General features: G+C 71.7%; 24 protein-coding genes. 12 read left to right on the plus strand and 12 right to left on the minus strand.

Annotated elements, in window-relative coordinates; translation table 11 throughout:
* Positions 1-22: 22 nt before the first annotated feature.
* From RNL97_RS01660 to RNL97_RS01670, 3 genes are all read right to left on the minus strand, one after another.
* The gene (locus tag RNL97_RS01660) at positions 23-1024 is read right to left on the minus strand and encodes an FAD binding domain-containing protein (RefSeq protein WP_030587747.1); all 1002 of its coding nucleotides are present in this window, start codon (positions 1022-1024) and stop codon (positions 23-25) included.
* Positions 1021-1581 (minus strand): 2Fe-2S iron-sulfur cluster-binding protein, encoded by a 561-nt coding sequence (locus RNL97_RS01665; RefSeq protein WP_030587750.1) that lies wholly within the window; start codon positions 1579-1581, stop codon positions 1021-1023. Before RNL97_RS01665 ends, RNL97_RS01660 begins: the two co-directional genes overlap by 4 nt.
* 85 nt (positions 1582-1666) lie before the next feature.
* Complete coding sequence (locus RNL97_RS01670; protein ID WP_313750280.1) at positions 1667-2056, minus strand: hypothetical protein; 390 nt, start codon at positions 2054-2056, stop codon at positions 1667-1669.
* Between the two features lie 153 nt (positions 2057-2209).
* On the opposite strand from RNL97_RS01670, the gene RNL97_RS01675 reads away from it, so the two are divergent.
* From RNL97_RS01675 to RNL97_RS01685, 3 genes are all read left to right on the plus strand, one after another.
* Positions 2210-2551 (plus strand): DUF6479 family protein, encoded by a 342-nt coding sequence (locus RNL97_RS01675; protein WP_030587756.1) that lies wholly within the window; start codon positions 2210-2212, stop codon positions 2549-2551.
* A gap of 160 nt (positions 2552-2711) precedes the next feature.
* The gene (locus RNL97_RS01680; RefSeq protein ID WP_030587759.1) at positions 2712-3524 is read left to right on the plus strand and encodes a VOC family protein; all 813 of its coding nucleotides are present in this window, start codon (positions 2712-2714) and stop codon (positions 3522-3524) included.
* Between the two features lie 114 nt (positions 3525-3638).
* On the plus strand, positions 3639-4595 hold the full coding sequence (locus RNL97_RS01685) for an IS481 family transposase (protein ID WP_313750281.1): 957 nt from the start codon (positions 3639-3641) through the stop codon (positions 4593-4595).
* On the opposite strand, the gene RNL97_RS01690 is transcribed toward RNL97_RS01685, so the two are convergent.
* Positions 4592-5134 carry a DUF6328 family protein gene (locus RNL97_RS01690; protein ID WP_030586811.1) on the minus strand — a complete coding sequence of 181 codons (543 nt, stop codon included), beginning with the start codon at positions 5132-5134 and terminating at the stop codon, positions 4592-4594. The genes RNL97_RS01685 and RNL97_RS01690 overlap by 4 nt on opposite strands.
* Positions 5135-5342: 208 nt before the next feature.
* Between RNL97_RS01690 and RNL97_RS01695 the strand changes: the two genes are divergently transcribed.
* On the plus strand, positions 5343-5723 hold the full coding sequence (locus RNL97_RS01695) for a VOC family protein (RefSeq protein ID WP_030586813.1): 381 nt from the start codon (positions 5343-5345) through the stop codon (positions 5721-5723).
* Between the two features lie 91 nt (positions 5724-5814).
* Here the strand turns inward: RNL97_RS01695 and RNL97_RS01700 are convergent, their stop codons facing one another.
* Entirely contained in the window at positions 5815-6318 is a 504-nt protein-coding gene (locus tag RNL97_RS01700) for a GNAT family N-acetyltransferase (RefSeq protein WP_030586815.1), read from the minus strand.
* Positions 6319-6328: 10 nt separating this feature from the next.
* Positions 6329-6760, minus strand: a complete 432-nt coding sequence (locus tag RNL97_RS01705) for a DnaJ family domain-containing protein (protein ID WP_030586817.1) — start codon at positions 6758-6760, stop codon at positions 6329-6331.
* A gap of 220 nt (positions 6761-6980) precedes the next feature.
* Between RNL97_RS01705 and RNL97_RS01710 the strand changes: the two genes are divergently transcribed.
* The gene (locus RNL97_RS01710) at positions 6981-7562 is read left to right on the plus strand and encodes a hypothetical protein (RefSeq protein ID WP_030586818.1); all 582 of its coding nucleotides are present in this window, start codon (positions 6981-6983) and stop codon (positions 7560-7562) included.
* Positions 7559-8086, plus strand: a complete 528-nt coding sequence (locus RNL97_RS01715; protein ID WP_030586819.1) for a hypothetical protein — start codon at positions 7559-7561, stop codon at positions 8084-8086. Before RNL97_RS01710 ends, RNL97_RS01715 begins: the two co-directional genes overlap by 4 nt.
* Before the next feature lie 100 nt (positions 8087-8186).
* On the opposite strand, the gene RNL97_RS01720 is transcribed toward RNL97_RS01715, so the two are convergent.
* Together RNL97_RS01720 and RNL97_RS01725 are read right to left on the minus strand one after the other, a co-directional pair.
* Entirely contained in the window at positions 8187-8984 is a 798-nt protein-coding gene (locus tag RNL97_RS01720) for a tyrosine-protein phosphatase (RefSeq protein WP_030586821.1), read from the minus strand.
* 64 nt (positions 8985-9048) lie between these two features.
* Positions 9049-9567 (minus strand): SHOCT domain-containing protein, encoded by a 519-nt coding sequence (locus RNL97_RS01725; RefSeq protein ID WP_030586824.1) that lies wholly within the window; start codon positions 9565-9567, stop codon positions 9049-9051.
* A gap of 270 nt (positions 9568-9837) precedes the next feature.
* On the opposite strand from RNL97_RS01725, the gene RNL97_RS01730 reads away from it, so the two are divergent.
* The 4 genes from RNL97_RS01730 to RNL97_RS01745 all read left to right on the plus strand — a co-directional run bounded on the left by RNL97_RS01730 (position 9838) and on the right by RNL97_RS01745 (position 16410).
* A complete protein-coding gene (locus tag RNL97_RS01730; RefSeq protein ID WP_313750282.1) occupies positions 9838-11700 on the plus strand; it encodes a methylmalonyl-CoA mutase family protein in 1863 nt (620 codons plus the stop codon).
* The gene (gene scpA / locus RNL97_RS01735) at positions 11700-13922 is read left to right on the plus strand and encodes a methylmalonyl-CoA mutase (protein WP_030586827.1); all 2223 of its coding nucleotides are present in this window, start codon (positions 11700-11702) and stop codon (positions 13920-13922) included. Before RNL97_RS01730 ends, scpA begins: the two co-directional genes overlap by 1 nt.
* A 12-nt stretch (positions 13923-13934) precedes the next feature.
* Positions 13935-14975 carry a methylmalonyl Co-A mutase-associated GTPase MeaB gene (meaB, locus tag RNL97_RS01740; protein WP_030586829.1) on the plus strand — a complete coding sequence of 347 codons (1041 nt, stop codon included), beginning with the start codon at positions 13935-13937 and terminating at the stop codon, positions 14973-14975.
* 157 nt (positions 14976-15132) lie between these two features.
* Positions 15133-16410, plus strand: coding sequence for a DUF6357 family protein (locus tag RNL97_RS01745; RefSeq protein WP_030586831.1), 1278 nt, complete (start codon positions 15133-15135; stop codon positions 16408-16410).
* Here RNL97_RS01745 and pgm read toward each other — a convergent pair.
* The 3 genes from pgm to RNL97_RS01760 form a co-directional block, all read right to left on the minus strand.
* Complete coding sequence (gene pgm, locus RNL97_RS01750) at positions 16407-18050, minus strand: phosphoglucomutase (alpha-D-glucose-1,6-bisphosphate-dependent) (protein WP_313750283.1); 1644 nt, start codon at positions 18048-18050, stop codon at positions 16407-16409. The two genes, RNL97_RS01745 and pgm, sit on opposite strands and share 4 nt — an antisense overlap.
* 214 nt (positions 18051-18264) lie before the next feature.
* Positions 18265-19332, minus strand: coding sequence for a chitinase (locus tag RNL97_RS01755; protein ID WP_313750284.1), 1068 nt, complete (start codon positions 19330-19332; stop codon positions 18265-18267).
* Positions 19333-19589: 257 nt separating this feature from the next.
* Positions 19590-20033 (minus strand): hypothetical protein, encoded by a 444-nt coding sequence (locus tag RNL97_RS01760; protein ID WP_030586838.1) that lies wholly within the window; start codon positions 20031-20033, stop codon positions 19590-19592.
* Positions 20034-20298: 265 nt separating this feature from the next.
* Here RNL97_RS01760 and RNL97_RS01765 point away from each other — a divergent pair, with 265 nt between their 5' ends.
* Positions 20299-21249 carry a DUF3048 domain-containing protein gene (locus tag RNL97_RS01765; RefSeq protein WP_313750285.1) on the plus strand — a complete coding sequence of 317 codons (951 nt, stop codon included), beginning with the start codon at positions 20299-20301 and terminating at the stop codon, positions 21247-21249.
* Positions 21250-21316: 67 nt separating this feature from the next.
* Here RNL97_RS01765 and RNL97_RS01770 read toward each other — a convergent pair whose 3' ends face one another.
* Positions 21317-23050, minus strand: coding sequence for a discoidin domain-containing protein (locus RNL97_RS01770; protein ID WP_030586842.1), 1734 nt, complete (start codon positions 23048-23050; stop codon positions 21317-21319).
* Positions 23051-23401: 351 nt separating this feature from the next.
* Between RNL97_RS01770 and RNL97_RS01775 the strand changes: the two genes are divergently transcribed.
* Positions 23402-25594: a discoidin domain-containing protein gene (locus RNL97_RS01775; protein ID WP_243313048.1), complete on the plus strand. Its 2193-nt coding sequence runs from the start codon at positions 23402-23404 to the stop codon at positions 25592-25594.
* Positions 25595-25656 lie beyond the last annotated feature (62 nt).

Genomic DNA, 25656 nt, shown 5'->3' on the forward strand with positions numbered 1-25656 from the left:
GGGAGCAGCGGGGACGCCGGGCTCAGCCGGTCCGGGTCGGCTGCCGTTCGCTGAGTTCGCCGAGCACGTCCAGGGCGAGGCGGCGGGCGAGGTCCACCTTGAACGCGTTGTCGCGCAGCGGCCGCGCCTCGGCCAGCTCGGCGATCAGGGCGTGCTGGAAGGCGGCGGGGGTGGCCGGGGCGTCCCGCAGCTCGGCCTCGGCCCTGCGGGCCCGCCACGGCCGGTGGGCGACGCCGCCGAACGCGAGCGTGGCGTGCTCCACGCGGCCCGCCGCCACCCGGAGCGTGGCGGCGACGGAGACCAGCGCGAAGGCGAAACTGGCCCGGTCGCGGGCCTTGCGGTAGCAGGAGGCCGCCCCGGGCGCCGGCGGCGGGAGCACCACCTCGGTGATCAGCTCGCCGGGCCTGATCACGGTGTCCTGGTCGGGGTTCTCCCCCGGCAGGCGGTGAAACTCGGCGAGCGGTACGGCCCGTTCGCCCTCGGGTCCCACGAGGAGCACCGTCGCGTCCAGCGCGGCGAGCGCCACGGCCATGTCGGACGGGTTGGTGGCAACGCACTCCGACGAGTGCCCGAGGATCGCGAGGTCGCGGTGGGTCCCCTCGAGCGCGGGGCAGCCGGAGCCGGGGAGCCGTTTGTTGCAAGGCTTGGAGACGTCCTGGAAATAGCGGCACCGGGTGCGCTGGAGCAGGTTGCCGCCGGTGGTGGCGGCGTTGCGGAGCTGCCCGGAGGCCCCGGCCAGCAGCGCCTGGGACAAGGCCGGGTAGTGCTCCGTCACGTCGGGGTGGGCGGCGAGGTCGCTGTTGCGCACGGTGGCGCCGATGCTCAGGCCGCCGTCCGACGTCCGGGTCACCCGGTCCAGGGGCAGCCCGGAGACGTCGATGAGGACCCGGGGCGTCTCCACGCCGAGCTTCATCAGGTCCACCAGATTGGTGCCGCCGCCCAGGAAGCGCGCGCCGGGGCCGGCCGCGCAGAGCTGGACGGCCTCGTCGGTGGAGGCGGGGCGCGCATAGCCGAACGGTTTCACTCGATCACGTCCTCGATGGCTTCGACGATCCGGGGGTAGGCCCCGCACCGGCACAGGTTGCCGCTCATGCGTTCCCGGATCTCCTCGGCGTCGAGCGCGACCGGCCCGGTCGCGGTGTCCGGCCGGGTGACGTGCGAGGGGTGCCCGTCCGCGGCCTCGCGGAGCATGCCCACGGCGGAGCAGATCTGGCCCGGGGTGCAGAAGCCGCACTGGAGGGCGTCCCGCTCGACGAACGCGTGCTGCACCGGGTGCAGACTCTCGCCGTCGGCGAGCCCTTCCACCGTGGTGATCGTGGCGCCGTCCTGGGTGACGGCGAGCAGCAGGCAGCTGTTGATCCGCCGTCCGTCGACGAGGACCGTGCAGGCTCCGCACTGGCCGTGGTCGCAGCCCATCTTGGCCCCGGTGAGCCCGAAGCGCTCCCGGAGCGTCTCCAGGACGGTGGCGCGGTGGTCGACGGTCAGCGTCGCCTCCTCACCGTTGACGAACAGGGTCACGGTGGAGTGTTCGTCGACGACCGGTTCCGGTTCGAGGTCCGCTCCGAGAGCGAGGGAATCCATGCGCGCGCCTTTCGCTTCGCCGCGGGGCAGGTCCCGCCCCCGGTCGGTTGCCGGTCGTGTTCCGGGTGTGTCCTCGTCCGGGCGGTCAGCGGCTCTGCAGCCGCAGCCGGACCTCCTGCTCCTGGTCCCCGGCGGCCGTGCCGACGACGCTCACCGCGAAGGCCCCGGCGAGGTGGGTACGCAGCCGGTCGACGGCCCAGTAGCCCCCCTGGGCGTCCACCGTGACCGGTGCGGTGAGGTGGGCGGGGGTGGCGTCGGCCTTCGGTTCGGACACGTCGACGGTGGTGACCCAGACGGTCGGGCGGGGGCCGGAGGTCTGCTCGGGGGTCTCGCCCATCGGGTGGTCGGAGGCGAAGCCGGTGGCGAGTACGTCGAAGACGGTCCGGGCGTCCTCGGTGCCGCAGCGGCTGAGCGAGACCACCACCTCCCGGCCCGCCGGGTGCTCCTCGCCGCTCTGCTCGGGGGTGCTGTTCACCGTGGTTCCTTCCGGGGGTCTGAACTTCCTGAGGGCGGGCAGGAGGGCTGTCCTGACCCGCGGTCTTGAAACGCGTTTCCCCTGAGATACCCATAAAACATGAATTGCTGTGAATAGCTGACTGATGCCCTTCTCCCGGGGTATGCGGATGACATGGATGTTCTGAAGGCAGTCAATGCGGTCGATGCGCCCGCCGAGGTCACGCTCGCGGCCGGCACAGGGGCCCTCGGGGTCTTCATGGGTGTCGTGGCGCTGGCCGTCGTGGCCCTGCTGATCGGGGGCTTCCTCCTCAGCAAGCGCAAGCACGACGCCGAGCCGCCGCCGCCCCAGCCCCATGAGCAGCCGCCGAAGCCCGAGCGGCGTACGCACATCGAGCAGACCGACCCGCATTCCTCCGACCACTTCCCCGAGGACGGCCGCGCGCTGTCGCCGTACGAGCTGAAGGACCACGGCAACGGCCCCCTGCCGCCCGACGAGGAGCAGCCCCGCGGATGACCCGCCGTCTTCGCCGAGTCCACCTCCCGCAACGCGCGCCGCGCCCCGCACCGGGCGCGCGGCGCGCTGCCCGCGTTGCGGGACCGGGCGGGCCGGTTGAGGCTGGTGCTGGACCGCAGCGGCCGGGCAGGACGCCGCTCCCTGACGAAGGCAGTGGACCATGACCGGAAGCGACCCCCGTACGGCCTCCTCGGCAGCGCCCCTGACGGGGCCGGCCGCACCGTGCTGGGTCACCCTCATGACGCGGGACCGGGAGACCGCCGAGCGGTTCTACTCCGAGGTCCTGGGCTGGTCGTTCCGACCCGGGCGGCTCGGGTCCGACTTCTCGGTCGCCTACCGCGGCCAGGTCCCGGTGGCCGGCCTCTTCGCCGTCTCCTCGGCGTTCCAGGTCGCAGTGGCCTGGACACCGTACTTCGCGGTGGAGGACGCGAACGTGGCCGCCGCCCGGATCCGCGAGCGCAGCGGGACGGTGGCGGTGGGACCGCTGACGCTCGGCAAGGGGCGCGGGGTGCTGGCCTCGGACCGGGACGGGGCGTCCTTCGGCCTCTGGGAGCGCACCGAGCCCTCCACTTCCCCGCCGGCCCCCGCCGACCACGCGCACGCCTGGCTGCGGCTGCGGACCCGGAACGCCTTCGACGCGGCGATCTTCTACGGCGAGGTGCTCGACTGGGCGAGCGGGCGGCCGGGGGGCTGCGACGTCGCGTACGAGGGCGAAGAGGTCATCGTGCGGTGCGAGGAGCATCCGCTGGCCCGGATCAGCTCCGGTGCCGTGGAGTCCGCGGCCGACCCGCTGGTGCGCCCGCACTGGCAGGTCCAGTTCCCGGTGGCGGACCTCGCGGAGACGGTCTCCGCTGCCGAGCGGCACGGCGGCGCCCTCGTCGAGGAACGCACCGGCTTCGAGGGCACCGAGGTCACGCTGCGGGATCCGGACGGCGCGCTGTTCGCGGTGACGGATGTGCACAGCCCCGCCTGACAGCCCCTAGGTGTATTGATCACGAGCGTTGTTAACGCCGACCGGGCTTGATCATGGCGAAGACCTCCGGTGTGGTGGAGGTGTCTAGGCTCCACACCACACACGGAGGTCTTCGTGTCCCACCGTAATGCCCGGCTGACCGTTCACGGCAGGCGAATCCTGGTCGATCGCGTCCTCGGTGGGCGGCCAGTTGCCCATGTGGCGGCCGAAATGGGCATATCCAGGCCTACCGCCCACAAGTGGATCCGCCGTTGGCGCGCGGAGGGTGACTCGGGCCTGGCCGACCGCTCCAGCAGGCCCCATCGCACACCGCACCGCACCCCACGGGCCGTCGAGGCTCGCGTCTGCGACCTCCGCAGGACCCGCAAGCTCGGCCCCGCCCGCATCGGCCCGGTCCTGGGCCTGCCCGCCTCGACCGTGCACCGGATCCTGACCCGCCACAGTCTGAACCGGCTGTCCTGGATCGACCGTCCGACCGGCACCCTGATCCGCCGCTACGAACGCGACCGGCCCGGCGAGCTGATCCACATCGACGTGAAGAAGCTCGGCCGGATCCCCGACGGCGGCGGTCACAGGACCCTGGGCCGCCAGGCCGGCCGCGCCACCCGCAGCAACATGGGCTTCGACTACATCCACTCTGCCGTCGACGACCATTCCCGCCTGGCCTACAGCGAGATCCACCCCGACGAGAAGGTCGCGACCTGCGCGGGCTTCCTCACCCGCGCAGCCGCCTTCTTCCACCGCCAGGGCATCCCCCGCATCGAGCGGGTCCTGACGGACAACGCCTGGGCCTACCGCAAGGGCCTGGCCTGGAGGAACGCCCTCGCGGACCTCGGCGCCACAGGCAAGCTGACCCGGGCCTACCGGCCCCAGACCAACGGCAAGGTCGAACGCTTCAACCGCACCCTGCTCGACGAATGGGCCTACATCCGGCCCTACACCGCCAACACCGAGCGGGCCGAAGCCCTGGCAGACTTCCTCCACACCTACAACCACCACCGCAGCCACACCGCACTCGGCGGCCACCCACCCATCACCCGTGTCAACAACCCTGCGGGTCAATACACCTAGGGCCTCCGGCCTCCCCTGCCGGCCGTGTCGTCGCCGTCGCCCGTGTCGCTCTCGCGCGGGCCGGAACGTCCCCTGGCGAGGGCCCACAGCGGGAAGACGAACCAGCAGGCCAGGAACCACAGAGCCATCCCGCCGACCAGCCACAGGGCCGTCTCGTTGTGCAGGGCCACGCGCATGATCAGCAGCAGTGTCGAGCACATGGTGCAGAAGAGGAGCACCAGGCCCAGAACGGTCATCCGCGAGGCCCAGAGCACCGTCTCCGGCTTCATCCGGCGGCCGGTGAGCAGCCGGTGGTACGAGACGGGGCCGATGAGCGCCGCTGCGGTCGCGGAGCCGAGCATCACCGTCACCACGTAGATGTCCCGGTCGATGTCCCCCAGGTCCTCGAACCGGGACTGGAAGACCACCGCGAGCAGGAAGCCGAACAGGATCTGCACCCCGGTCTGCGCGACGCGCAGTTCCTGGAGGAGTTCGGACCACTGCCGGTCCGCCCGCTCCTCCTGGGTCTCCTCCCGGCCTCTGCCGTAGGTCTCCGTCATCGGTGTTCTCCTCGTCTCGACCCGACCGGGGCGCTTAGACACACGTTCGATCCGGGACTACAGGTGCCCCGACGGCGCGGGGCCAATCAGAACGCGCTCGACCTCGCTGTGCCGCGCGTCTAAGATCGCCGCACGGCATCGCGCGTCGGTCACCGGCCGGGTGAGGCGTGGAGGTAGCCCGTGAGATGCCCGTTGGAGGCATTCCACCGTGTCAGTCGAGTTGAACCACACCATCATCCATTGCAAGGACAACCGCGAGTCCGCCGAATTCTTCGCGGATCTGCTGGATCTGACGGTCGGCGAGGAGTGGGGTCCGTTCATCCCGGTCGTTCTCGCGAACAGCGTCACGCTGGATTTCGCGACGCTTCCCGCCGATTCGATCACCCCTCAGCACTACGCCTTCCTCGTTTCGGAGGCGGAGTTCGACTCCGCGTTCGCGAAGATCCAGGAGCTGGGAATCGAGTTCTACGCCGACCCCCGGCGGAAGCACCCCGGCGAGATCAACCGCAATGACGGCGGGCGGGGTGTGTATTTCCCCGATCCCGGCGGCCATTGGCTGGAGCTGATCACTCGTCCGTACGGCGGCTGACCTGCACGGGGAGGAGTCACGTCCCGGACCGGGGCCGGGCCGCGCAAACCGCGGCCCGGCCCCGGTCGTCGTCCCCGGTACGACGCGCGCCTCAGCCCGGGCCGACCGGAAGCAGGAGTTCGGGGCGGTCCCACATCACCGCCGGCGGGCGCGCCCGGACCGTACCGACGGGTTCGGCGCCGATGCTCCGGTAGAAGCCCTCGGCGGGCGGGTGGGAGACGATCCGGACACCCGTGAGCCCGGCGCTGCGGGCCTCATCACGCAGATGCGCGGCGAGCAGTCGGCCGATGCCGAGCCCCTGCGCGGCGTCGGCGACGAACATCAGGTCCAGTTCAGGGGGGTCGAGGAGCAGGGCGTAGAAGCCGAGCACCTGCCCCGTGGCGTCGTCCGCGGCGACGAAGACGCGGTGCGCCTCGATGTAGTCCGGTCCGACCCGGTATCCCGCGACCATCGGGGCGTACGGGCCCTCGTAGGCGCGTGACGCGCGGACCAGCCGGGTCAGTCGGGCGGCGTCGCGCGCCACCGCCGGGCGGATCACCACGTCGGCACGCCGTGGGGCGCGCCCCTTTCGTCGTCCTGCCCTGCCCGGTTCCATAGGGCGATTATCAGGCACCGCCCTGCTGCGGCGGGTCTCCGGCCGGGCGGTGCTCCTCGCGCCAGCGGCGGACGGTCGCCTCGACGTCGAAGGGCTTCAGGTGCAGCGGCGGGCCCTCGGGCGGCATCTTGACGGCCCGCTCGATCTTCTCGTTCACCTCGGTCAGGATGCGCCGCACCTCGGACTCGGTGCGGGAGGCGGCCACCGTGGCGGGAACGTCCTCCGCCTCTTTGCGCAGGGCCAGCGCGGGCGGCAGCATCGACACGCCCTCCCGCTGCATCTTCTGCTTGATCCACCAGGCCTCGTCGTACGGGCGTTCCAGGCCGGCGATCGGTCTGCCGAAGCCCGGGAGCCGGGAGAAGTCGCCGCGCTCCTGCGCCTCGTGGATCTGTCGGTCGACCCAGGACTCGAAGCTGACCCCCGGTGGTTTGCGCTCCGTCATCGCACGTCCCTCCGACCTGCCGTCGATCCGACGTCTTTCACCCTACCCAGCGCGTCGCGCCGAGCCTTCCCTCGCGGCCGGCTGCCTCGAACGGGGATCCGGGGGTACACGAACTCCAGCACACCGTCCGGCGATTGCCGCCGGGCCCGGACCGAAAGGGGTTGACCACTGTGCGACAGCAGAGGTACGTACCGGCCGATGAACGGTGGGGGCGGTAGCCGTGACGACAGCGATCATCATCATCGCCGTGGTCGCCGTGGCGGCCATCGCCGCGTTTCTCCTGCTCCGTGGGCGCCTCGCCGGCGGCGGCCGCAGTCTGCGCAGCCGCTTCGGCCCGGAGTACGACCGGGTGGTCGCCCGACACGGCGGCGACACCGAGGCGGCCGAGCGGGAGCTCGGCGATCGGGTGAAGCGGCACGGGGCCATCGAGGAGCGCCCGCTGACCGAGGAGGCCCGCGCGCGGTACGCCGCCCGCTGGGCGGGCGCCCAGGAAATGTTCGTCGAATCGCCGGAGCGCTCCCTCACCGAGGCCGACGCGCTGCTGTCCGATCTGTCGCGCGAGCGCGGCTTCCCGGACGGCGACGACTTCGAGGACCGTACGGACGCGCTCTCCGTCCACCACGCCGCGCACGTCGACGGCTACCGCCGGGTGCACACCGCGCGACGCGGGGACGCGGGCACCGAGGAGATGCGTGAGGCCCTCATCGAGGCCCGCAGGCTCTTCGACTCCCTCCTCGCGGGCGGTCCGTCGGGGCGTGAACACAGCAACCGGCATCTGGTGAAGGGACGCGGCACATCATGACGCGGATACCGAACGACAGGACGAACCCGACCCCCGGCGCCGGGCTTCCGGAGGGTGCCGGCCCCATCGACACGGGTACGCCCGTCCGACGCCCGGGCACGCCCGACCAGGCCACGAGGACGGTCACGGGCAAGGAGGCGGAAGCGGTCGGGCAGCCCGCCGACCCTCGCGCCACTTCCGGCCGTACGGTCCCCGAAGCCGGTCCGGCCACCGCGGGGACGCCGGTCGAGGACGGCCCGCACCCCGGGAGCCCGCTCTTCGCCCCGGCGCAACAGGATGCCTTCGCCGCCCGGATCCAGCAGGCGGTGACCGGATTCGTGGAGGACCCGCACCGGGCGGTTCGGGACGCCGACGCCACGTTCGAGGAGGTCGTCGCGGAGCTCGGAGCCGCCTTGGCGGAACGCGGGCGACGGCTGCGGTCCGGGAAGGACGGTAGCGGCGCGGCCGCCGGTGCGGACACCGAGGATCTCAGGATCGCCCTTCAGCACTACCGCGATCTGACGGAGCGGCTCGTACGCCTGTGACGGGGCCTGGTACGACCGTGTGAAATGGGGCCGGTCCGGCCGAGAAGCTCTCGGCCGGACCGGCCCCATTTCACACGTGGCGACGCCCCGGTCGTCCGCTTCAGCCTCGGACCACCAGGCCGTCGCGCAGCCGTTCCAGTACGGCCTCGGGCACGCGCAGACCGTTGCGGACGTAGCCGTCGAGGCCGCCCCACCGCTCGTCCATGGCGTCGAGCGCCGTGTCGAGATAGCGGGGGCGGACCTCGATGATCGCCGCGGCGACGTCGGGGTCGCCGCCGCCGTCGAGGAACTTCGTCACCTGCGGGGCGAAGGCGGCCCGTACGGCGGGGTTGACCGCGAGGAAGTCCGAGCGCACCGTCGCCCGGGGCGCTCCGAGGATCATCAGCAGGACGGCCGCCGCCCAGCCGGTACGGTCCTTGCCCGCCGTGCAGTGGAAGAGCACCGGGCGTGCGGCGGGGTCGGCCGCCGTCTCCAGGAAGGCCCGGTAGGCGGCCGCGGCGCCCGGTGAGAGGACCATCTTGCGGTAGGTCTCGGCGAAGAGTTCCTCGGCCCGCCCGCCCCCGAGTGTCCGCTCGGCCTCGGCCGGGTCGGCGAGCAGGGAGCGCAGCCGGGCGGGCGCCACGCCCGGATGGTCGCCCAGCACGTCGGCGACGAAGAGCCGGGCCCGGTCCGGCAGGCGGTCCGGGGCCCATAGGCGCTCGTCGGCGGTGCGCAGATCCACGACGGTGCGGACGCCGAGCGCGGCCACCGCGCGGTCGCGTGCCGGGTCGAGTTCGCTCAACTGACCCGAGCGGAACAGGACACCCTGCCGCACCCGGCGGTCACGCCCGAGGGCGATGCCCCCCAGGTCGCGCAGATTGACGACGGTGGCGGCCGGAACGGTCCGGGCGGTCTGCACGATGAACTGCCTCTTTCCCCGCTGAATTCCAAGAATGCGCCGTACAAGAGCGACGTCGTACGCGTCAGTCCGACAGGAGCCGGGTCTTCTGCTCCACGAACTCGGCGTCGGTGAGGATCTCGCGCTTCCGGAGGTCGGCGAGGCGCTCCAGCCGGTTGATGATGTCGTCGCCCGCGGCCTCGTCCGTCCCCGCCCCCTCGGCACCGAGGCGCTCGTGCGCGACGAACGTACCGCCCGCCTCACGGGCCGTACGGGCGAGCTCCGTGGTCCACAGGTCCTCCCGGACGACGATCGCGACGACATCTCCCGCCGGTAGGCCCTGGTGGAGCCGGTCGATGTCCTCTGCCCTCAGCACCGGCGCCGCCCCGCCCTCCGCCGTATCGGCGGGAACCACTCCCTCGGGGTCCAGCTCCCGCAGGTCCACGGGGGCCGGCGCACCGCCTTCGGTCCGCCGGACGAAGGCCAGGTCACCGGCGCGCACGGCGCCGGACGACACGGCGTGGGCGAGGGCGGGGGCGACCGCCCCGGTGAAGCGACTGCCGGGGAAGGCGATGACGAGGTATTCCACAGGTCCGACGGCCACGGTCGCGTCCTCTCCGTATCCCGGCGGCCGCAGGGGCACCGGGATGGATACGGCATTCCAGGGATGACATAAGAGATCAGGGAACTTCGCACATAATATGCATCAGTGCCCCGATTCATCCCGATGTCGGGGACCGTCGTGTTGCCCCGGCCGCAGGTCCGCCGAGCCGGTTACGCGACCGTATGCACTGGATCAAGTGCATACCTGAGAGGGCAAGGTCACAGCACGTTCCCCTGCTCCTCGTTCCGCGCGCTGGCCTAGCATCTGACCATGACGGTCCAGCCTGCTGACGGGCTCTCTCCAACCGCCGCGTTCCCCGACCCTTCCCATGACCAGTGGCAGAGCCTCGTCGAAGGCGTACTGCGCAAGTCGGGCAAGGAAGTCTCGGGCTCGGCCGCCGAGGAAGCGCTGTCCACCACTTTGGAGGACGGGCTCACCACCCGCCCCCTCTACACCGCGAACGACGAGTCGCCGGACACCGGCTTCCCCGGTTTCGCCCCCTTCACCCGGGGCAGCAGGGCCGAGGGGAACGCGGCGGGCGGCTGGGACGTACGCCAGCGCCACGCCCTGACCGACCCCGCCCGGCTCAACGAGGCGCTGCTCGGCGATCTGGAGAACGGGGTCACCTCGCTCTGGCTCACGGTGGGCGGCCCGGCGGGCGTCCCCGTCGACGGGCTCGCGCGGGCGCTGGAGGGCGTGTACCTCGACCTCGCGCCCGTCGCGCTCGACGCCCCGGCCGACCTGGACGCCGCCGCGACGGAGCTGCTGCGCCTGTACGAGGAGCGCGGCGTCGCCAGGAGCGAGGCGCGCGGCACGCTGGGCGCCGATCCGTTCGGCCACGAGGCCCGGACGGGCGTCGAGGCGGATCTCGCCCCCGCCGTGCGCTGGGCCGGGCGGTGCGACGCCGAGTACCCGGGGCTGCGCGCGATCGTCGTGGACGGATTGCCGTACCACGAGGCGGGCGGTTCGGCCGGCGAGGAGCTGGGGCTCTCCCTGGCCACCGGCGTCGCCTATCTGCGGGCCCTGACCGCTGCCGGGATGAGCGTGGAGGCGGCCTGCGGGCAGCTGGAGTTCCGGTACGCCGCCACCGCCGACCAGTTCCTGACCATCGCCAAGCTGCGCGCTGCGCGCCGGCTGTGGGCGCGGGTCGCCGAGGCGTCCGGCGCTCCCGCCGCCGGCGCGCAGCGGCAGCACGCCGTCACCTCGCCGGTGATGATGACGCGCCGCGACCCGTGGGTGAACATGCTGCGCACCACGCTCGCCACACTGGGCGCGGGGGTGGGCGGCGCGGACTCCGTGACCGTGCTGCCGTTCGATCACGCGCTGGGCCTGCCCGACGCGTTCGCGCGGCGGATCGCCCGCAACACCTCGACGATCCTGATGGAGGAGTCGCACCTGGCGCGGGTCATCGACCCGGCGGGCGGCTCCTGGTACGTGGAGCGGCTCACCGAGGAACTCGCCTCGGCCGCCTGGGCGTTCTTCCAGGAGACCGAGCGGGCGGGCGGCCTGCCCGCCGCCCTGCGCTCGGGGACGGTCGCGGAGCGGCTGGCCGCCACGTGGGCGGCGCGGAGCGCGAAGCTGGCGCGTCGCAAGGAGCCGATCACCGGCGTCAGTGAGTTCCCGATGCCCGGCGAGCGCCCGGTGGAGCGCGAGCCCGCCCCCGACGCCTACGCCGGTGCTCCGGGCGGTCTGCCCCGGGTCCGGCGCGACGAGGCGTTCGAGGCGCTGCGTGCCCGGTCGGACGCGCACCTCGCGGCGACCGGAAGCCGGCCGAAGGTGTTCGTCGCGGCGCTCGGCCCGGCCGCCGCGCACACCGCGCGGGTGTCCTTCGCCGTCAACCTCTTCGGGGCGGGCGGGATCGAGGCGGTGCACGACCCGGTGTCGGTCGACGCGGATACGGCCGCCGGTGCGCTGGCCGCCTCCGGCGCTTCGGTCGCCGTGCTGTGCTCCTCGGACGCGCTCTACGCCGAGCAGGCGAAGCAGGTCGCCGGTGCGCTGAGGTCGGCGGGCGCGGCACAGGTGTTCCTCGCGGGGCGCCCCGGCGAGCACGCCGATGTCGACGCCCATGTCTTCGCGGGCTGCGACGCGGTCGCCGTTCTCACCTCCGTTCTCGACCGCATGGGAGTGGCGTGATGCCCACCTCGCCCACGGACCGCAAAGCCTCCGTTCCCGACTTCTCCGACGTCCCGCTCACATCCACCCAGCCCGCCGCCTCGGCCGGGGAGTGGCAGGCGGCCGTCGCCAAGGCGGCCGACGGCGCCGAGGCCCCGCTCTGGGAGACGCCCGAGGGGATCGCGGTCAAGCCGCTCTACACCGGTGAGGACCTGGAGGGCCTGGACGCGCTGCACAGCTACCCGGGCATCGCCCCGTATCTGCGCGGCCCCTACCCGACGATGTACGTCAACCAGCCCTGGACGATCCGTCAGTACGCCGGGTTCTCCACGGCGGAGGAGTCCAACGCCTTCTACCGGCGCAACCTCGCGGCCGGGCAGAAGGGGCTGTCGGTCGCCTTCGACCTGCCGACCCACCGGGGTTACGACAGCGACCATCCCCGGGTGACGGGTGACGTCGGCATGGCCGGGGTGGCGATCGACTCGATCTACGACATGCGCCAGTTGTTCGACGGAATTCCGCTGGACCGGATGTCGGTGTCGATGACGATGAACGGCGCGGTGCTTCCCGTGCTGGCGCTGTACATCGTGGCCGCCGAGGAGCAGGGCGTACCGCCGGAGAAGTTGGCCGGGACCATTCAGAACGACATTCTGAAGGAGTTCATGGTCCGCAACACCTACATCTATCCGCCGTCGCCGTCGATGCGGATCATCTCCGACATCTTCGCGTTCACCTCCCAGAAGATGCCGCGCTACAACTCCATCTCGATCTCCGGCTATCACATCCAGGAGGCCGGGGCGACGGCCGATCTGGAGCTGGCGTACACGCTCGCCGACGGCGTGGAGTACCTGCGCGCCGGGCAGGAAGCGGGCCTGGACGTCGACGCGTTCGCGCCGCGCCTGTCGTTCTTCTGGGCGATCGGGATGAACTTCTTCATGGAGGTCGCCAAGTTGCGGGCGGCCCGGCTCCTGTGGGCGCGCCTGGTGAAGCAGTTCGACCCGAAGAATCCCAAGTCGCTTTCGCTGCGCACCCATTCGCAGACCTCGGGGTGGTCGCTGACCGCGCAGGACGTGTTCAACAATGTGACGCGTACGTGCGTGGAGGCGATGGCCGCGACGCAGGGGCACACCCAGTCGCTGCACACCAACGCTCTCGACGAGGCATTGGCTCTGCCCACCGACTTCTCGGCGCGGATCGCCCGCAACACGCAACTCCTGCTCCAGCAGGAGTCCGGCACCTGCCGGGTCATCGACCCGTGGGGCGGCAGCGCGTACGTGGAGAAGCTGACGCGGGACCTCGCGGAGAGGGCCTGGCAGCACATCGAGGAGGTCGAGGCGGCCGGCGGGATGGCGAAGGCCATCGACGCGGGCATCCCCAAGCTCCGGGTGGAGGAGGCGGCCGCGCGGACGCAGGCGCGGATCGACTCCGGGCGGCAGCCGGTGATCGGCGTGAACAAGTACCGGGTGGAGACCGACGAGCAGATCGACGTGCTCAAGGTCGACAACTCCTCGGTGCGCACCCAGCAGATCGAGAAGCTGCGCCGGCTGCGCGAGGAGCGCGACGAGGCGGCGTGCCAGAAGGCGCTGCGGGCGCTGACGGCCGCGGCCGAGCGCGACCCGGGTCCGGCCCTTGAGGGCAATCTGCTGGCGCTGGCGGTCGACGCGGCGCGCGCGATGGCCACGGTCGGGGAGATCTCGGACGCGCTGGAGAAGGTGTACGGCAGGCACGCCGGGCAGATCCGTACGATCTCCGGTGTGTACCGCAAAGAGGCAGGAGAGTCCCCTTCCGTGGACCGGACCCGTGCGCTGGTCGACGCGTTCGAGGAGGCGGAGGGCCGTCGGCCGCGCATCCTGGTCGCCAAGATGGGCCAGGACGGCCACGACCGGGGGCAGAAGGTGATCGCCACGGCCTTCGCCGACCTGGGCTTCGACGTGGACGTCGGTCCGCTGTTCCAGACGCCGGGCGAGGTGGCGCGGCAGGCCGTCGAGGCCGACGTGCACATCGTGGGCGTCTCCTCGCTGGCGGCGGGGCACCTGACTCTGGTGCCCGCGCTGCGCGAGGAGCTGGCCGCCGAGGGCCGCGAGGACATCATGATCGTGGTGGGCGGGGTCATTCCGCCGCAGGACGTGGAGGCCCTGCACGAGGCGGGCGCGGCCTCGGTCTTCCCGCCGGGGACGGTGATCCCGGACGCGGCCCACGACCTGGTGACGCGGCTCGGCGCCGCGCTCGGCCACGAGCTGTGAGCCGCTGACCGGATGGCTGCGAAGATCGACATCGACGGATATGTGCAGGGAGTGCTCGACGGGAAGCGGGCGTTCGTGGCGCGCGCGATCACGCTCGTCGAGTCGACGCGGGCCGAACACCGGGTGCTGGCCCAGGAGTTGCTGAGCCGACTGCTGCCGCACGCGGGGGCGGCCCGGCGGATCGGGATCAGCGGGGTGCCGGGCGTGGGCAAGTCCACGTTCATCGACGCGCTCGGCACGATGCTCACCGGGCTCGGCCACCGGGTGGCGGTGCTCGCGGTCGACCCGTCCTCCAGCCGTACGGGCGGTTCCATCCTGGGCGACAAGACCAGGATGGAGCGGCTCGCGGTGGACCCGGCCGCTTTCGTCCGCCCCTCCCCCACGGCGGGCACGCTGGGCGGGGTGGCCAAGGCGACCCGCGAGTCCATCGTGGTGATGGAGGCGGCCGGGTACGACGTGGTGCTGGTGGAGACGGTGGGGGTCGGGCAGTCGGAGACGGCGGTGGCCAACATGGTCGACACGTTCCTGCTGCTGACCCTGGCCCGTACCGGCGACCAGTTGCAGGGCATCAAGAAGGGCGTCCTGGAGCTGGCGGACGCCATCGCGGTGAACAAGGCCGACGGCCCGCACGAGCGTGACGCCCGCTCGGCGGCGCGCGAACTGGCGGGCGCGCTCCGGCTGATGCATCCGGCGGACGCGGCCTGGACTCCCCCGGTGCTCACGTGCAGCGCGCGCGAGTCGACCGGGCTCGACACGCTGTGGGACCGGCTGGAGCAGCACCGTACGGTCCTGGAGTCCACCGGCAGGCTGGCGGCGAAGCGCCGCGACCAGCAGGTGGACTGGACCTGGGCCATGGTCCGCGACGAGCTGCTGGGCAGCCTGTACGGCCATCCGGCGGTGCGGAGGATCGCACCGGAGCTCGAACAGCGGGTCCGGGAGGGCACGTTGACGGCGACGCTGGCGGCGGAGGAGATCCTCGGCGCGTTCCGCGGCGGCGCGTTCCCCGGGAGCGGGTCGTCGCCTCGCGAGGGCGAGACGGGAACATCTGGCTGAACGTGTCGGTGCAGGACGCGGTGCGGGCCGAGGGACCCCCGGGCGGAGGGGCCCGGCGGGGGGCTCCTGGGCGAGGGCCCAGGCGAGCCGGCGGCGTTTGGCGCCGGCCGCCGGGGGCCCGGGCCGGCGGTTCCGTCCGATGGGAAAGACTGGAACCATGAGAGACATCGTTTTCACGCGCGCGAGCGGCTGGATCCCGAACGTGATCCGCGAGGACGGCGAGCTGAAACTGATGCTCGGTGCGGGGGCGGACGCCAACCACTCGCCCCGTGAGTTCACGTTCCCGATCGGGGAAGCCCATCTCGCGGTGGTCCGGGAGGACCTGGGCCGGCACCTGCTGCTGTGGAGCGCGGTCCTTCCCCTGTGCGATGCCGCCGGAACGCGGGGACGCCTCGACGAGGACGCCGCCGTCGCGCTCCTGGATCCGGTTCTCCTCGGCACGCCCGCCGACGTCGACGCGCTCCTGCGACGCGTCCCGTGGGACAGGGGCCGGCTCATCGCCCACGGAGCCGACATCGATCTGCTGGAGCGCGGTCAGGTCTGCGCGGCGATGCGCGGGGCGACGGAGACGTCTGACGGAAGGCGGGCCCAGGAGTACCGCGCGAACCGGCGGCGGGCCGAGCGCGGCGTGATCCTGGGTCCGCTCGATACCGCGCTTCTGAAGTACACGGGACAGTTCGTGCACGGCGCGACGATTCCGAGGCGGGTACCGGACGCCGTCGACCCCGCGCTGCTGCCCGAGGTCATGCGGGTGCTCGCCACCGCTGAGCAGGCGTGCGCCGGAATGCGGATCGGCCGCGACCCACGACGGGGCAGGCGCGCCACCGACAAGCGCGACTGGAAACGGATGGAGACGGCCGTGGACGCCGCCGTGCGCCGCGCGCACCCGGATCTCGCCGACGACGCCGTGCGCACCGTGAGCTTCCTGATGTGCTCGGAGGCCGCCGCCCGCTCCAGGAACAAGCCTCTGGAGGATGACGAGGAGACCACCGGCGACCGCCTCGGCCTCGGCGAGGACCCGAGGAAGAGGAAGAAGGCTCTGTCCTTCACCGACGACAAGGGCGTCGAGAAGAAGTGGCGCGCGGACAGCGGCCGGACCGCCTCGGCGGAGTTCTGGGAGTTCGTCGGCGATCGCTCCGCCGCGGACAACGAGGTCTTCACCGTCGAGGACGAGGAGCTGGGCGAGGGGATCCAGCTCCACTTCTACGCCGACTCCGCCGCGCGGGTCATGACGGTGCGGAAGGGCCGGGGCGGGTCGGATCCGGAGTACCGGGTCGAGTACAGCCTGATCGACGGGATCGGCGGCTACCGGACCTTGGTGAGCGCCTACGTCCGCGGAGGCTGGGCCGGACTGGACCGGCACGGCTCCTGGCTGCCGGACGCCGCCGGGCTGGAACACGCCCGGCGGCGGCGCGACACCCGCCCAGCCCCCTAGGCTCCGCCCAGCGCTTCGGACACCAGCGCCCGGGCCTCCTCCTGGACCTGGGCGAGATGGCCGGGGCCCTGGAAGCTCTCCGCGTACACCTTGTAGACGTCCTCGGTGCCCGAGGGGCGGGCGGCGAACCATGCGCTGTCGGTGCAGACCTTGAGGCCGCCGATCGGGGCCCCGTTGCCGGGGGCCTCGGTGAGGACTGCGGTGACGGGCTCCCCGGCCAGGGTGTCGGCCTCGACCTGCTGCGGGGAGAGCTTCGCCAGGACGGCCTTCTCCTCGCGGGTGGCGGGTGCGTCGATACGGGCGTACGCCGGGTCGCCGAAGCGGTCGGTGAGGCGGGCGTAGTGCTCGGAGGGGGTGGAGCCGGTGACGGCGGTGATCTCGGAGGCGAGGAGGGCCAGCAGGATGCCGTCCTTGTCCGTCGTCCAGACCCGGCCGTCGCGGCGCAGGAAGGAGGCCCCGGCGGACTCCTCGCCGCCGAAGCCGAGGGTGCCGTCGTAGAGGCCGTCGACGAACCACTTGAAGCCGACCGGGACCTCCACCAGGGTCCGGCCGAGGTCGTGGGCGACCCGGTCGATCATGGAGGATGAGACCAGGGTCTTGCCGATGCCGGTCCCGGCGGCCCAGTTCTCGCGGTGGGTGTAGAGGTAGTCGATGGCGACGGCCAGGTAGTGGTTGGGGTTCATCAGCCCGCCGTCGGGGGTGACGATGCCGTGCCGGTCGGCGTCCGCGTCGTTTCCGGTGGCGATGGCGTACGCGTCGCGCTGCTCGATGAGCGAGGCCATGGCGTGCGGGGACGAGCAGTCCATGCGGATCTTGCCGTCCCAGTCCAGCGTCATGAACCGCCAGGTGGGATCGGCCAGCGGGTTGACGACCGTGAGGTCGATCCGGTGGCGCTCGGCGATCCGCCCCCAGTAGGCGACGGACGCGCCGCCGAGCGGGTCGGCACCGATCCGGATGCCCGCGTCCCGTACGGCGTCGAGGTCGAGGACGGACGGCAGGTCGTCGACGTACGCGGTCAGGAAGTCGTGGCGGCGGGTGGTGCCGGCGGCCAGGGCGCGGGCGTACGGGATCCGGCGGACCTCCCCGAGTCCGGCCTCGATCAGGGCGTTCGCCCGGTCCTGGATCCAGGAGGTGGCGTCGGAGGCGGCCGGTCCCCCGTTCGGCGGGTTGTACTTGAAGCCGCCGTCCGCGGGCGGGTTGTGCGACGGGGTGACCACGATGCCGTCGGCCAGGTGCCCGGTGCGCCCCTGGTTGTACGTGAGGATGGCGTGCGAGACGGCCGGGGTCGGGGTGTAGCCGTCCTCGCTGTCGATGAGGACGGTGGCCCCGTTGGCCGCGAGCACCTCCAGGGCGGTCACCCGGGCGGGTTCGGAGAGCGCGTGGGTGTCCGCGCCGAGGAACAGGGGGCCGTCGGTGCCCTGCCGGGTGCGGTAGTCGCAGATCGCCTGGGTGGTGGCGGCGATGTGGTCCTCGTTGAACGCGGCGGCGAACGCGGAGCCCCGGTGGCCCGAGGTTCCGAAGGCGACGCGCTGCGCGGGTTCGGCCGGGTCGGGGTGGAGGGCGTAGTAGGCCGTCACCAGCCGTGCCACGTCGACCAGGTCTGCGGACTGTGCCGGGTGACCGGCCCGTTCGTGCACCATCGGGTCTCCTCGTACGTCTTCGTCGTCGGCCGGCCCGCGGGGAGACGGGCCCGTCGCACCGGGAAACGATCACCCCGGTCCGTACCCGATTCTGCTCTCTCGACCGCCCCGGCGTGCGACCGGTTCACGCCTTCCTCGTGTCGCCCCTGCCCGGAGCAGTGCCGCGCCCCCGGTCATCGGCGGACCGGGGGCGCGGAGGTTGTACGGGCAGGGGTCAACGGCGCTGGAGAGCCTTCACGTTGTCGCCGAAGGTCCAGCCCTTCGAGCCGTCCCAGTTCAGCGACCAGGTCATCAGCCCCTTGAGTGAGCCGTTGTAGTGGTTCCAGGCCTGCGAGACGAGTCCGGTGGACATGTGGCCGCCGCCGGCGCCGGGCTGCGCGGGCAGTCCGGGGACCTGCTTGTCGTAGGGCACCTTGATGGTGGTGCCCTGGATGACGAGTCCCCTGTTCAGGCAGTCGGTCTGGGCGGTGAAGCCCGCGACGGTGCCGGCCGAGTAGGAGTCGCCGGAGCAGCCGTACATGCTGCCGTTGTAGTACTGCATGTTCAGCCACCACAGGCGGCCGTTGTCGGCGTACTTCTTGATGACCGGGAGGTACGCGCCCCAGACCGAGCCGTAGACGACGCTGCCGCCGGTGACGTACGCCGTCTCGGGGGCCATGGTGAGGCCGAAGTTCGGCGGCATGGCGGCGAGGACGCCGTCGATGATGCGGATGAGGTTGGTCTGCGAGGGGGACGGCTGGTTGATGTTTCCGCTGCCCACGAGACCGGTCTCGATGTCGATGTCGATGCCGTCGAAGTTGTACTTCTTCAGGATCGGGACGATCGTCTCGACGAACCGGTCGGCCACCGGGCGGGAGCTGAGGTCGATCCCGGCCGTGGCTCCGCCGATCGACATGAGGACGGTCAGGCCGGATGCCTTGGCCTGGCACATCTCGGCGGGGGTGGCGACCTTGACGGTGCTGTCCATGCCGTCCTCCCAGAGGACGGTGCCGTCGGAGCGGATGACGGGGAAGGCCGCGTTGACGACGTTGTAGCCGTGCTGGGTGATGCGGGCGTCGGTGATCGGGATCCAGCCGAGCGGCGGATGCACGCCGTTGGCCGCGCCGTCCCAGTTCTCCCAGTACCCCTGGAGCACCTTGCCCGCGGGCTTCGACTTGACCGCACAGGTCTCGGCGGCCGCCCCGGTCGTCGCCGCGGACTTCGGCGGTGCGGCTCCGACCAGCATCGGTACGACGAGCGCCGCGGCCAGGCCGATGCCCAGCAGTCGTGATGTACGCCCCATGGTCCGGATGTCCTTCCTGCCCGGGTCGGCCGCCGTCGGCGCGAAGGGTTCGCCCCGACCCGCCCTGTGTCGTGACCCCGTCAAAACTTAGAATGGTCCAGACCTTCGGTCAAGAGGTCTGGACCAGGCCTCCGCCAGGACCCGCCCGTCCGGAGCCGTGCGGCCGGAGTGGGGCCCGGGACGGCGGGAGCGGTGTCCGGTGTGCCGGGACGGGCTCACGACGGGAGCGTGAGGGCCCTCGCCCCGGCTCCGGGGGCCTACGCGGTGCCCGGCCCCCGCGGGGCCGTGGAGGGCGCCCCGTCGTTGACCCACTGGGCCATGATCACCGGGGCGTTGTAGTGGCCGCCGCTGATGGTGTTGTGGTTGATCGCCACGGCGGGGCCCGCCGCCCGCTGCGGCGCCAGCTCGTCGAGAATGGCCCGCAGCTCCTGCTCGGCCCCGGGGTTGTCGCGCAGAGCCCGGCGGATCCTGATCCGCCACTCGGCCGCGACGTCCGCGGCACCGTCCTCGTCGCCGTTGCGGCGTGCGGCGATCAGCTCCTCGCGGGACTCCTCCAACTCGGCGTCGATCACCTCGTCGTCCTCGCCCCTGCCCAGGAACCGGGCCAGCCGCCCCCGCACCTGCGTCCACGCCTCCGTCGCCATCAGCCCCACGAAGGTCGTCGCACCCGATGCCGCCAGTGCCGTCAACTCGGCTTCCACCGAACCCCCTCTGTCTCGCCTGCCGCCTCGTGCGGTACGCGAACCCGTCACTGGTGCAACCGTAGAGAGCGAACAGCGCCTCCGGAAGGCGCATCGGGGCGCGGCGCAGAGCAGTTCCGGCCATGTCGGGAGCGTCCTGGCCGGGCGCGGCCCCCCGGGCGAGCACGGGCGCACCGGACAGGTGATGGTGGATGATGGACGAGGGGCCGCGACAGGGCGACGTTCAGCGGATGTCGTCGGCCGGCGCCCGGGAAAGGCGGTCGTCATGTCCGCAGCCGGAGTGAAGAACCGGGCCGCGGTGCTGTTCGCCGTGCTCGTGCTGGCCGTGACCGCCGCGTGCACGGGCGGCGACGGTTCGTCGCCCTCCCCCAGCACTTCCCCCTCCCGTGCGGGCGGGGCCTCCGACGTACTCGCCGTGAAGATCGACAATGTGGCGCCCGCACGCCCCCACACCGGGCTGGAACAGGCCGACATCGTCTACGTCGAGCAGGTGGAGGCGGGCCTGAGCCGGATCCTCGCCGTGTACTCCTCCGAGCTGCCGCCGGTCATCGGCCCGGTGCGCAGCGCCCGGGAGACCGATCTGGAGCTGCTGCGGCAGTTCGACCGGCCGACGCTGGCCTTCTCTGGGGCCCAGAGCAGGCTGCTGCCGGCCATCGACCGCGCGCCGCTGGCCCCCGTACCGCCCTCGAAGGCGCCCCAGGCGTACTTCCGGGGCCCGGACCGGCCCGCGCCGCACAACCTGTACCTGCGGCCGGAGCGGATCCCGTTCACGGCCTCCGGTGCGGATGCCGTGGCGGAGCTCGGGCTCCGGGTCGGCGCACCGCCGTCCGGCGGGGAGCCGGAGGACAGCCGTACGGTCCGCTATCCGTCCGCGTCGGTGACGTTCACCTGGTCCGCCGAGGGCGAGCGGTGGCTCGTCTCGCTGGACGGCGCCCCTGCCCGTACGTCCGAAGGCGAGCGGATCGGGGCCGGTACGGTCGTCGTCCAGGACGTTGACGTACGGGAGTCGGACTTCCGCGACCGGTCGGGGAACAACACGCCGTTCACCGAGACCGTGGGTGCGGGAAACGCGGTCGTCCTGCGGGACGGCCGGGCGTACGGCGCCCGGTGGGCCCGGAGCTCCGCCGACGCGGACACGGTGTTCAGCACCCCTGACGGGCGCCGCGTCGATCTCGCCGAGGGACCGCTGTGGATCCTGTACACGCCGCGCGGCTGAAGCCCGGAAAGGGTGCCCGGACGGTGGGAGGACCACACCGCCCGGACACCCGGGACCTGCGGGTTTCCTACTGCCAGACCTTGATGTAGTCGATGCTCATCTTCTGCGGGAAGCGGGTGGTGGCGTCGGGCGGGCCGGGCCAGTCACCGCCGACCGCGTTGTTGAGGATGAGGAAGAAGTCGTGGTCGAACACCCAGGGCCCGCGGGTGCTCTCCAGCTCCTCCTTGTCGACCGTGTGCGTGACGTTGCCGTCGACCCGGAACGTCATGCCCTCGCTGTTCCAGTCCACGGCGAAGGTGTGGAAGCCGTCGGCGAAGTTCGCGCCGCCCGGCAGGGAGTACGGGGCTCCGTAGCCGGCAGCACCGTTGTACGCGGGTGCGTGCAGGGTGGAGTACGTGGTGTTCGGCTCCTTGCCGACGTGCTCCATGATGTCGATCTCACCGGTGTAGGGCCACGGGCGCCCCTTGTCGAAGTAGTCCGCGCCCAGCATCCAGAACGCGGGCCAGAGCCCCTGCGTACCGGAGACCTTGATGCGGGCCTCGACCCGGCCGTAGGTGAACCGGAACTTCCCGTAGGTGTTGAGCCGCGCCGAGGTGTACTGGCAGGTGGTGCTGCCGCTCAGCGGGTCGGGCGGGCAGGCGGAACCGGGGGTCGCCTCGCGGCGGGCCTCCAGGACGAGACTGCCGTTGCCGTCCTGGGCGGCGTTCTTGTTGTTGGTGTAGTACTCCAGCTCGTTGTTGGGACCGGTGCCGGTCTCCGGGACCCACTTGGCCGGGTCGGGCGCGGCGCCGGCGGGGCCGTTGAACTCGTCGCTGAACACCAGCCGGTCGTACGTGGGGTCCGCGGGCAGCGGCGGCGCGGGGATCGGCGCCCCGCCGGTGCCCCAGACCTGGAACTCCCAGAGCGAGTAGCCGTATTCACCGCTGCGCCGGGTGGCGTACAGGCGTACGTGCCGACCGGTGCCGCTGACGTCGAGCGTCTCCTTGAAGCCGGTGCCGGTGGTGGTGGAGTGGATCGTCCTCCAGTCGGTCCCGTTGTCGGAGACCTCGATGCGGTAGGCCCTCGCGTACGCCGGGTCCCACTGGAGGACCACCCGGTCGATCTCCGCGCGGGCGCCGAGATCGACCGCGATCCAGCCCGGGTCGGTCCAGCCGCCCTCGGGGCTGGTGGCCCAGCGGCTGGCGGGGTCGCGGTCGAACGCCTTGTCCGGGGAGCACTCCCAGCAGGTGCCGTCGTGCTGGGAGGTCGAGGCCGATCCGGTCTTGCCGTAGGAGAGCAGGACACCGTCGCCGGGGGCGGTGGAGCCGGTGGTGGAGTAGACCTGGAACTCGTGGAGGGAGTAGCCCCAGGGGGTGGCGCGCTCGGTGCCGTGCATCCGTATGTAGCGGCCGGCCCCGGAGACCGTCAGGGTCTCGACGCCCCCGGTGCCGGTGGTGGTGGAGTGGATCGTCGTCCAGGCGCTTCCGTCGCCGGAGACCTCCAGGCGGTAGCCCTTGGCGTACGCGGTCTCCCAGTTGAGGACGACCTGTCCGATCGAGGTGCTCGCGCCGAGGTCGATACGGATCCACTCGTCGTCGGTGAAGGCACTGGACCAGCGGGTGGAGGTGTCGCCGTCGACGGCGGACGGGGCAGTGAAGGGGGCTTCCGTGCTGGAGGCCGTGGCCGGCTTTCCCTGGGAGACGAGAACGGCCGCGGCGGCGGCGCGTTCCGGGGCGACGGCCACCGAGAGGGTGAACAGGAGGGCCACGGCGGCCATGACCGCCGAAGCACCGCGCAACCGTGGTGTTCCACGGGCTTCCATGCGAACTCCTTGCTCTGTGAGGGGATGGGGCCGAGAGAGCGCTCCCCCGCAGAGGGGAGCGTGGCCGGAGCGGAGTGAACCGTCAAGGGTCTCGGCCGAGTTGATTCCGGTTACCGCGGAATTGGCGTCCGAAGTGCCGTGCTGATGCCCGGTCAACCGGCCTTGAGCTTTCAGGAGATGAAACATCGGCTCTGCCGGAGGAGCCGAAGCGTCAATCCTGTGCACAACTCTTGACGCGACGGAAACACGGGAGAATCATTCGGCTACCGAGAGAGCGCTCTCTCTCCCTCTGGGGAGCACGCGCCCGCAGCTGAACCACCCCCGCCCACCTGACCTTTCAGGAGATCAGACATGTCCGTTGCCCTCGTCAGACCCCCGCGGCCTCCCGCGGCCGCATCCCGTCGACGGCGCACGCTGGCCCTCGCGGTCATCACCACCCTGGTCGCCACGCTGCTCGCGGCCGTGCAGGCGGCTCCGGCACAGGCCGCGCCGGTGCTGCTCTCCCAGGGCAGCACGGTGACCGCCTCCAGCCAGGAGAACGGCGGCACCGCGGCGGGCAACGCCGTCGACGGCGACGGCGGGACCCGCTGGTCCAGCGCGTTCGCCGACCCCCAGTGGATCCGCATCGACCTCGGTACGCCGGCCGCGCTCAGCCGGGTCGAACTCGCCTGGGAAGCCGCGCACGCCAAGAGCTACCGCATCGAGCTCTCGGCCAACGGCAACGACTGGACGACGGCCTACAGCACCACCACGTCGGCGGGCGGCAACGAGACCCTGAACGTCTCCGGCGACGCCCGTTACGTGCGGCTGACCGGCACCGAGCGGGCCACCGGCTACGGCTACTCGCTCTGGGAGTTCAAGGTCTTCGGTACGCGTGACGGCGGTGGCGGACCGGAGATCCCGGGCGGCGGGGACCTCGGTCCGAACGTCCATGTCTTCGACCCCTCCACGCCGAACATCCAGGGCAAGGTCGACGAGATCTTCAGGAAGCAGGAGTCCGCGCAGTTCGGCAGCGGCCGGCACGCGCTCCTCTTCAAGCCGGGCACGTACGACAACATCAACGCGCAGATCGGCTTCTACACGCAGATCGCGGGTCTCGGCCTCCACCCGAACGCCACCACGTTCAACGGCGATGTGACCGTGGACGCGGGCTGGTTCAACGGGAACGCGACGCAGAACTTCTGGCGTTCGGCCGAGAACCTGACCCTCAACCCGGTCAACGGGACCAACCGCTGGGCGGTCTCCCAAGCAGCCCCGTTCCGCCGGATGCACGTCAAGGGCGGGCTGAACCTCGCCCCCGACGGTTACGGCTGGGCCAGCGGCGGCTACATCGCCGACTCCAAGATCGACGGCACGGTCGGCCCCTACTCCCAGCAGCAGTGGTACACCCGGGACAGCTCCGTCGGCGGCTGGACCAACGCCGTGTGGAACATGACGTTCTCCGGTGTCCAGGGCGCCCCCGCGGCGAGCTACCCGACCCCGCCGTACACCACGCTGGACACCACTCCGATCTCGCGCGAGAAGCCCTTCCTCTACCTCGACGGCAACGAGTACAAGGTCTTCGTCCCCGCGAAGCGCGTCAACGCGCGCGGCGTCTCGTGGGGCGGCGGAAGCCAGCCGGGCGAGTCCATCCCGCTGAACCGCTTCTACGTCGTCAAGCAGGGCGCCACCGCCGCGACGATCAACGCCGCGCTCGCGCAGGGCCTCCACCTGCTGTTCACGCCCGGGGTCTACCACATCGACCAGACCGTCAACGTGAACCGGGCGAACACCGTCGTCCTCGGGCTCGGCCTGGCCACCATCATCCCGGACAACGGGGTGACGGCCATGAAGGTCGCCGATGTCGACGGAGTGAAGCTGGCGGGCTTCCTCATCGACGCGGGCCCGGTCAACTCGCAGACGCTGCTGGAGGTCGGGCCGCAGGGCGCGTCCGCCGACCACTCGGCGAACCCGACGTCGCTGCAGGACGTGTTCGTGCGGATCGGCGGCGCCGGTCCCGGCAAGGCGACCACGAGCATCGTCGTCAACAGCGACGACACGATCATCGACCACACCTGGGTGTGGCGGGCGGACCACGGGGAGGGCTGGGGCTGGGAGACCAACCGGGCCGACTACGGGGTCCGCGTGAACGGCGACGACGTCCTGGCGACCGGGCTGTTCGTGGAGCACTTCAACAAGTACGACGTGGAGTGGTACGGCGAGCGCGGCCGCACGATCTTCTTCCAGAACGAGAAGGCGTACGACGCACCCAACCAGGCCGCCATCCAGAACGGGAACACGAAGGGCTACGCGGCCTACCGGGTCGACGACTCGGTCCAGCAGCACGAGGGCTGGGGCATGGGCAGCTACTGCTACTACAACGTCGACCCGACCATCGTCCAGGAACACGGCTTCAAGGCACCGGTGAAGCCCGGCGTCAAGTTCCACAACCTGCTCGTCGTCTCGCTCGGCGGCAACGGCCAGTACCAGCACGTCATCAACAACATCGGCTCCCCGACATCGGGAACGTCGACGATTCCGTCGACCGTCACCAACTTCCCCTAGACCCGGGCCTCTTCCGCCCGGACCCGGTGACCCGGGAGCGGTGAGCAGGTCCGGTGTCCGGC

The sequence above is a fragment of the Streptomyces parvus genome (assembly GCF_032121415.1).
Taxonomy (GTDB): Bacteria; Actinomycetota; Actinomycetes; order Streptomycetales; family Streptomycetaceae; genus Streptomyces; species Streptomyces globisporus_A.

What these genes read in the sequence shown, in the direction of transcription:
- RNL97_RS01715 (WP_030586819.1), top strand. Translation starts at nt 7,559, where the DNA reads ATGACGCGGATACCGAACGACAGGACGAACCCGACCCCCGGCGCCGGG.
- RNL97_RS01730 (WP_313750282.1), top strand. Translation starts at nt 9,838, where the DNA reads ATGACGGTCCAGCCTGCTGACGGGCTCTCTCCAACCGCCGCGTTCCCC.
- RNL97_RS01770 (WP_030586842.1), bottom strand. Translation starts at nt 23,050, where the DNA reads ATGGAAGCCCGTGGAACACCACGGTTGCGCGGTGCTTCGGCGGTCATG.
- scpA (WP_030586827.1), top strand. Translation starts at nt 11,700, where the DNA reads ATGCCCACCTCGCCCACGGACCGCAAAGCCTCCGTTCCCGACTTCTCC.
- pgm (WP_313750283.1), bottom strand. Translation starts at nt 18,050, where the DNA reads ATGGTGCACGAACGGGCCGGTCACCCGGCACAGTCCGCAGACCTGGTC.
- RNL97_RS01765 (WP_313750285.1), top strand. Translation starts at nt 20,299, where the DNA reads ATGTCCGCAGCCGGAGTGAAGAACCGGGCCGCGGTGCTGTTCGCCGTG.
- RNL97_RS01745 (WP_030586831.1), top strand. Translation starts at nt 15,133, where the DNA reads ATGAGAGACATCGTTTTCACGCGCGCGAGCGGCTGGATCCCGAACGTG.
- RNL97_RS01680 (WP_030587759.1), top strand. Translation starts at nt 2,712, where the DNA reads ATGACCGGAAGCGACCCCCGTACGGCCTCCTCGGCAGCGCCCCTGACG.
- RNL97_RS01675 (WP_030587756.1), top strand. Translation starts at nt 2,210, where the DNA reads ATGGATGTTCTGAAGGCAGTCAATGCGGTCGATGCGCCCGCCGAGGTC.
- meaB (WP_030586829.1), top strand. Translation starts at nt 13,935, where the DNA reads ATGGCTGCGAAGATCGACATCGACGGATATGTGCAGGGAGTGCTCGAC.
- RNL97_RS01665 (WP_030587750.1), bottom strand. Translation starts at nt 1,581, where the DNA reads ATGGATTCCCTCGCTCTCGGAGCGGACCTCGAACCGGAACCGGTCGTC.
- RNL97_RS01705 (WP_030586817.1), bottom strand. Translation starts at nt 6,760, where the DNA reads ATGACGGAGCGCAAACCACCGGGGGTCAGCTTCGAGTCCTGGGTCGAC.
- RNL97_RS01755 (WP_313750284.1), bottom strand. Translation starts at nt 19,332, where the DNA reads ATGGGGCGTACATCACGACTGCTGGGCATCGGCCTGGCCGCGGCGCTC.
- RNL97_RS01775 (WP_243313048.1), top strand. Translation starts at nt 23,402, where the DNA reads ATGTCCGTTGCCCTCGTCAGACCCCCGCGGCCTCCCGCGGCCGCATCC.
- RNL97_RS01700 (WP_030586815.1), bottom strand. Translation starts at nt 6,318, where the DNA reads ATGGAACCGGGCAGGGCAGGACGACGAAAGGGGCGCGCCCCACGGCGT.
- RNL97_RS01690 (WP_030586811.1), bottom strand. Translation starts at nt 5,134, where the DNA reads ATGACGGAGACCTACGGCAGAGGCCGGGAGGAGACCCAGGAGGAGCGG.